4 protein-coding genes are annotated in these 5,049 nt (G+C 72.3%); 2 read left to right on the top strand and 2 right to left on the bottom strand.

Going from position 1 to position 5,049, the window contains the following annotated elements:
* Nucleotides 1-119: 119 nt before the first annotated feature.
* Nucleotides 120-782, bottom strand: coding sequence for a GntR family transcriptional regulator (locus tag KN815_RS44260; RefSeq protein WP_253209628.1), 663 nt, complete (start codon nt 780-782; stop codon nt 120-122).
* 373 nt (nt 783-1,155) lie between these two features.
* Between KN815_RS44260 and KN815_RS44255 the strand changes: the two genes are divergently transcribed.
* Nucleotides 1,156-2,313, top strand: a complete 1,158-nt coding sequence (locus KN815_RS44255; RefSeq protein ID WP_216347403.1) for a DUF2637 domain-containing protein — start codon at nt 1,156-1,158, stop codon at nt 2,311-2,313.
* A gap of 116 nt (nt 2,314-2,429) precedes the next feature.
* On the opposite strand, the gene KN815_RS44250 is transcribed toward KN815_RS44255, so the two are convergent.
* The gene (locus tag KN815_RS44250; protein WP_372458631.1) at nt 2,430-2,900 is read right to left on the bottom strand and encodes an ATP-binding protein; all 471 of its coding nucleotides are present in this window, start codon (nt 2,898-2,900) and stop codon (nt 2,430-2,432) included.
* 187 nt (nt 2,901-3,087) lie between these two features.
* Here KN815_RS44250 and KN815_RS44245 point away from each other — a divergent pair.
* Nucleotides 3,088-5,049 (top strand): glycoside hydrolase family 38 N-terminal domain-containing protein (locus tag KN815_RS44245; RefSeq protein ID WP_507229929.1); only part of this gene is annotated, 1,962 nt, incomplete at its 3' end.

Here is a 5,049-nt window from a genome sequence, read left to right as displayed (position 1 = left end):
GCCCCAGTTGTGGGAAGGGGCGGGGAGGGGAGCAGCCCGCCGCAGGCGCCAAGAACCGTCGGACGCCCCCGATCAGCCCCCAGCCCTCAGACCTCAGCCCCCAGCCCCACCCCCAGCCCTCAGACCGTCGGGGCAAAGTGGGCGCGGGTGAGGGATTCGACCGTGTCGAGGTCGCGGGCGGCCAGGGCGTCGAGGAGAGCCATATGCTCCTCCGCGTCGGCGACGAGGTCGGCGGTGCGGGTCGCCCGGCCGCAGGCCAGCGGCCACTGGGCGCGGCGGTGCAGATCGTCGGCGACGATCACGAGCTGCTGGTTTCCGGCCAACCCGAGCACGGTCTGGTGGAAGGTGCGGTCCGACTCCAGATAGGCGGCGCGGTCGCCCCTCATGGCGGCAGCCGCCGTCGCCTCCGCGAAGGGCCGCAGCCCGGCCCAGCGCTCGGGCGCGATCGCCTCCGCCAGGCTGAGCATCACCGGGACCTCCAGCAGCGCCCGCACCTCGGCCAGCTCCGCCAGATCGCGCTCGCTGCGGCGGGAGACCCGGAAGCCCCGGTTGGGCACCACCTCGACGGCGCCCTCGCCCGCGAGCTGCTGCATGGCCTCCCGTACGGGGGTGGGAGAGACGCCGAAGCGCTCGGCGAGGACCGGGGCCGAGTACACCTCGCCCGGGATCAGCTCACCGCCGGCCAGCGCCTCCCGCAGGGCGTCCAGGATCTGGCCGCGCACCGAGTGGCGGCGCGGAGACCTGCGTGCCGCGGGCGCGCCGCAGGAGGGCGGCGGCACCATCGCCGCCTGTGCTTCGGACTGCTCCACTCCGGTCCTCCTGACATCCCGTCGAACGATATGCGGAGGCCGCTCCCGGGCAAAGCCCGTAAACATCATTTAAGGTCGCAGTAACGTTACTCCGCGTACACGGACAGTACGCCGACGGCAAGCCGATCGGTCGGATTACCCGCGATCGGGTTCCGTGAATAGAATCAAGCCGCTTGCACAGCGCGAGTGTTCGGATCGCATCGCACCTATTCGCGTGTCCCCCCGCCTACTTGGCGGCCTCTTGTCCCAAAACCGCTCGAGGCCCGGCAGGATTCCGCCAGGATGTCGCGCGCGGTAGGGCCGCACTGCGGCCGGAACTTCATGGAAGCCAATCAAGGGGCACCGGATGAGACTGACCGACATATCGCTGGTTCTGCCAGTCGTCGTGGCGCTCGCCGGCGTCGTGGGGGCGGCGGTTGTCCTCGCGCGCGGCCGACGGAAGAAGGACGAGAGCGTCATCACCGACTCCTGGGAGCGCAGCGAAGAGCGTCGGCGCCGTAAGGAGGCCATCTACGGGATGGCCGCCTATGTCCTGCTGTTCTGCTGCGCCGGGGTGGCCGCGGCACTCTCCTTCCAGGGCCTGGTGGGCTTCGGGCGGGAGAACCTCGCGCTGACCAACGGCTGGGAGTACCTGGTGCCGTTCGGCCTCGACGGCGCGGCGATGTTCTGCTCGGTGCTGGCGGTGCGGGAGGCCAGCCACGGTGACGCGGCGCTCGGCTCGCGGATGCTGGTGTGGCTGTTCGCGGGTGCGGCGGCCTGGTTCAACTGGGTGCACGCGCCGCGCGGCATGGGCCACGCGGGCGCCCCGCAGTTCTTCGCGGGCATGTCGCTCTCGGCGGCGGTCCTCTTCGACCGGGCCCTGAAGCAGACCCGCCGGGCGGCGCTGCGCGAGCAGGGCCTGGTGCCCCGGCCGCTGCCGCAGATCCGCGTCGTCCGCTGGCTGCGCGCTCCGCGCGAGACCTTCGCCGCATGGTCGCTGATGCTGCTCGAGGGCGTGCGGACGCTGGACGAGGCGGTCGAGGAGGTCCGCGAGGACCGGCGCGAGAAGGAGAACAACCGCGCTCGCCGCCGCGACCAGGAGAAGCTGGACCGGGCCCGGATCCGGGCGATCAACCGGCAGCACCGGATGTGGGGCCGCCGTGGCGGCCGTCAGGTGGAGGTCACCGCCGCCGCCCAGCCCGCGCAGCTCAGTTCGGAGCCTGCCATAGGCGAGAAGGTGCTGGAGACCGCCGGGGTCCCGGACCAGGCTCAGCTCTCCGCCGCCTCCGCCCGGCCCGCCCTGCGGTCCGCCGGTGGCGCCGAGGCCGGGCTCGGCGACCTGGACCGCGACCGGAGCAAGGACCGCGACCGGGATTTCAGCTTCGGCTTCGGTGAGAAGGACAAGGACTCCGAGGCCGGCCGTCCCCACACCATCGACCTCACGGCCGAGGACGACACGCTCACCATCCCGCGGCTGGACTCCCTCGAGGAGAAGCTGGCGCAGATCGAGCGCGCCTTCGGCTGAGCGGGCGGCCGGGGCGGGGACGCGCGTCCCCGCCCGCCGCTCGGCGGCTCCGTGACCAGATGCGCAACGCGCCGGGCGTCCGGCACATCCCACGCCCAACGCGCCGTGGAGCGCGGCTACGGAACGCCTTCCGCTTCGAGTTCGAACCACAAGACCTTGCCCACCCCGTGCGCCCGCACGCCCCAGGCGTCCGCGAGCGTATGCACCAGCAGCAGTCCGCGCCCGGATGTGCTGTCCTCCGCGGGCCGGTCGCGCAGCGTCGGGTGCCGGGACACGAAATCCCGCACCTCCACCCGTAATCGTCCGGTGACGCGCGCGCCCGGCCCGTCCCCCAGCGAGGCCGTGATCTGCGCGCCACGGCCGGTGTGCACCAGTGCGTTGGTCACCAGCTCGCTGGTGAGCAGCTCGGCCAAGTCGGCCCGGCCGGGCCCGCCCCAGTGCCGCAGCATCGCGCGCAGCTCCGCGCGGACCTGCGCCACCACCGCCAGATCGTCGTGCGCCAATCGTTTGGTCAGGACCGGGCCACGCTCCACCGGAACAGCCTCCGCGGCCTTCGGCCTCGCATCCGGCCGCCCGTGCCCGGGCATCCGGCCCGGCCGTACAGGCTGACGCTTCATCCTCCCCCGCCCCGGCCGCCCCGAGGCGGCGGCCAGCGTCGAATGTCGTCGAACACGCTCACGGAAATGCATGCCCGGGTGTTGCCATCCACACACCGAGGGAAATGCTGGGAGTGATCCGCTGAGTGATCCACCGAGCTCGAGCCGAGGAGCCGTGATGCACGACGACCGACCATTGGTGGAGGGCCGCCTGGACCGCGCGCTGCGCCAGTTCATCAGGCCCGCCCAGTACACGGCCCGGGTGCCGCTGACCCTCTCCGCGTGGCGCACCCCCGGTGAGCCGGTGCCGGTCGCGGAGGCGCTGGCGGGCACCTACGAGCCGTTCACCACCGGCACGGACTGGGGCAGTCCGTGGTCGACCTGGTGGTTCCGGCTGGAGGGCGGCGTGCCCAAGGAGTGGGCGGGGCGGCGGGTGGAGGCCGTCATCGACCCGGGCTTCACCGACGACGCCCCGGGGTTCCAGGCCGAGGGGCTGGTGTACGACGCGGAGGGCGTGCCGATCAAGGGCATCCATCCGCGCAACCGCCATATCCCGGTCGCGGCCCCCGCGGCGGGCGGTGAGCCCGTACGGCTGCTGCTGGAGGCCGCCGCCAACCCGTCCGTGCTGCGCGACGGCTTCGTCCCGACCCGGCTCGGCGATGTGCTGACCGCCGGGGACGAGCCGCTGTACCGGTTCGCCTCGGCGGAATTGGCCGTCCTCGACGAGACCGTCTGGCACCTCGTCCTGGACATCGAGGTGCTGTCGGAGCTGATGCGCGAGCTGCCGGCGGACCGGCCGCGCCGCCATGAGATCCTGCGCGCCCTGGAGAACGCGCTGGACGCCCTCGATCTGCACGATGTCCCCGGCACCGCGGCCGCCGCCCGCGCCGAGCTGACCGACGCGCTCGGCCGTCCCGCGCACTCCAGCGCACACCGGGTCTCGGCGGCCGGGCACGCCCATATCGACTCGGCGTGGCTGTGGCCGCTGCGCGAGACGGTGCGCAAGGCGTCCCGCACCTTCGCCAATGTCACCGCGCTCGCGGACGAGTACCCGGAGCTGGTCTTCGCCTGCTCACAGGCGCAGCAGTACGCCTGGGTCAAGGAGCACCAGCCGCATATCTGGGAGCGGATCAAGAAGGCGGTGGCGGACGGCACCTGGGCGCCGGTGGGCTCGATGTGGGTCGAGTCGGACGCCAATATGCCCGGTGGCGAGGCGCTGGCCCGGCAGATCGTGCACGGCAAGCGGTTCTTCCTGGAGGAACTGGGGGTGGACACCGAGGAGATCTGGCTGCCGGACTCCTTCGGCTACACGGCCGCCTTCCCGCAACTGGCCAAGCTGGCGGGGGTGAAGTGGTTCCTCACCCAGAAGCTGTCGTGGAACCAGGTCAACAAGATGCCGCACCACACCTTCTGGTGGGAGGGCATCGACGGCACCCGGGTCTTCACCCACTTCCCGCCGGTGGACACCTACAACGCCCAGTTCAGCGCCTCCGAACTCGCCCACGCCGAGCGGAACTTCGCCGACAAGGGGCTGGCGACCCGCTCGCTGGTGCCGTTCGGCTACGGCGACGGCGGTGGCGGCCCGACCCGCGAGATGATGGAGAAGGCCCGGCGGCTCGCCTCCCTGGAGGGCTCGCCGACCGTTGAGATCCAGCCACCTTCGGCGTTCTTCACCGAGGCCGAGCGGGAGTACGGGGCCAAGGCGCCGGTGTGGTCGGGCGAGTTGTATCTGGAGCTGCACCGGGCCACGTACACCACCCAGGCCAAGACCAAGCAGGGCAACCGGCGCAGTGAGCATCTGCTGCGGGAGGCCGAGCTGTGGGCCACGGCCGCCGCGCTGCACGCGCCCGGTTACGCCTATCCGTACGACGACCTGGACCGGATCTGGAAGACGGTGCTGCTGCACCAGTTCCACGACATCCTGCCCGGCTCGTCGATCGCCTGGGTGCACCGCGAGGCGCGGGACAGCTATGAGCGGGCGCGCGCCGAGCTGGCGGGGATCGTCGCGGCGGCGGTGGCGGCGCTGGGCGGCGACGGGCCCGCCGTGCTCAACGCCTCACCGTACGAGCGCGAGGAGATCGCCGTCCTGGACGCGGAGACGGCGGCCGCCCTGCCGTCCGGCGCCCCGGTCCAGCCGCTG

This window comes from Streptomyces niphimycinicus (assembly GCF_018883605.1).
Taxonomy (GTDB): domain Bacteria; phylum Actinomycetota; class Actinomycetes; order Streptomycetales; family Streptomycetaceae; genus Streptomyces; species Streptomyces niphimycinicus.
This window is presented reverse-complemented; position numbering and strand designations above follow the sequence as displayed.

What these genes read in the sequence shown, in the direction of transcription:
- KN815_RS44260 (WP_253209628.1), bottom strand. Translation starts at nt 782, where the DNA reads ATGGTGCCGCCGCCCTCCTGCGGCGCGCCCGCGGCACGCAGGTCTCCG.
- KN815_RS44255 (WP_216347403.1), top strand. Translation starts at nt 1,156, where the DNA reads ATGAGACTGACCGACATATCGCTGGTTCTGCCAGTCGTCGTGGCGCTC.
- KN815_RS44250 (WP_372458631.1), bottom strand. Translation starts at nt 2,900, where the DNA reads ATGCCCGGGCACGGGCGGCCGGATGCGAGGCCGAAGGCCGCGGAGGCT.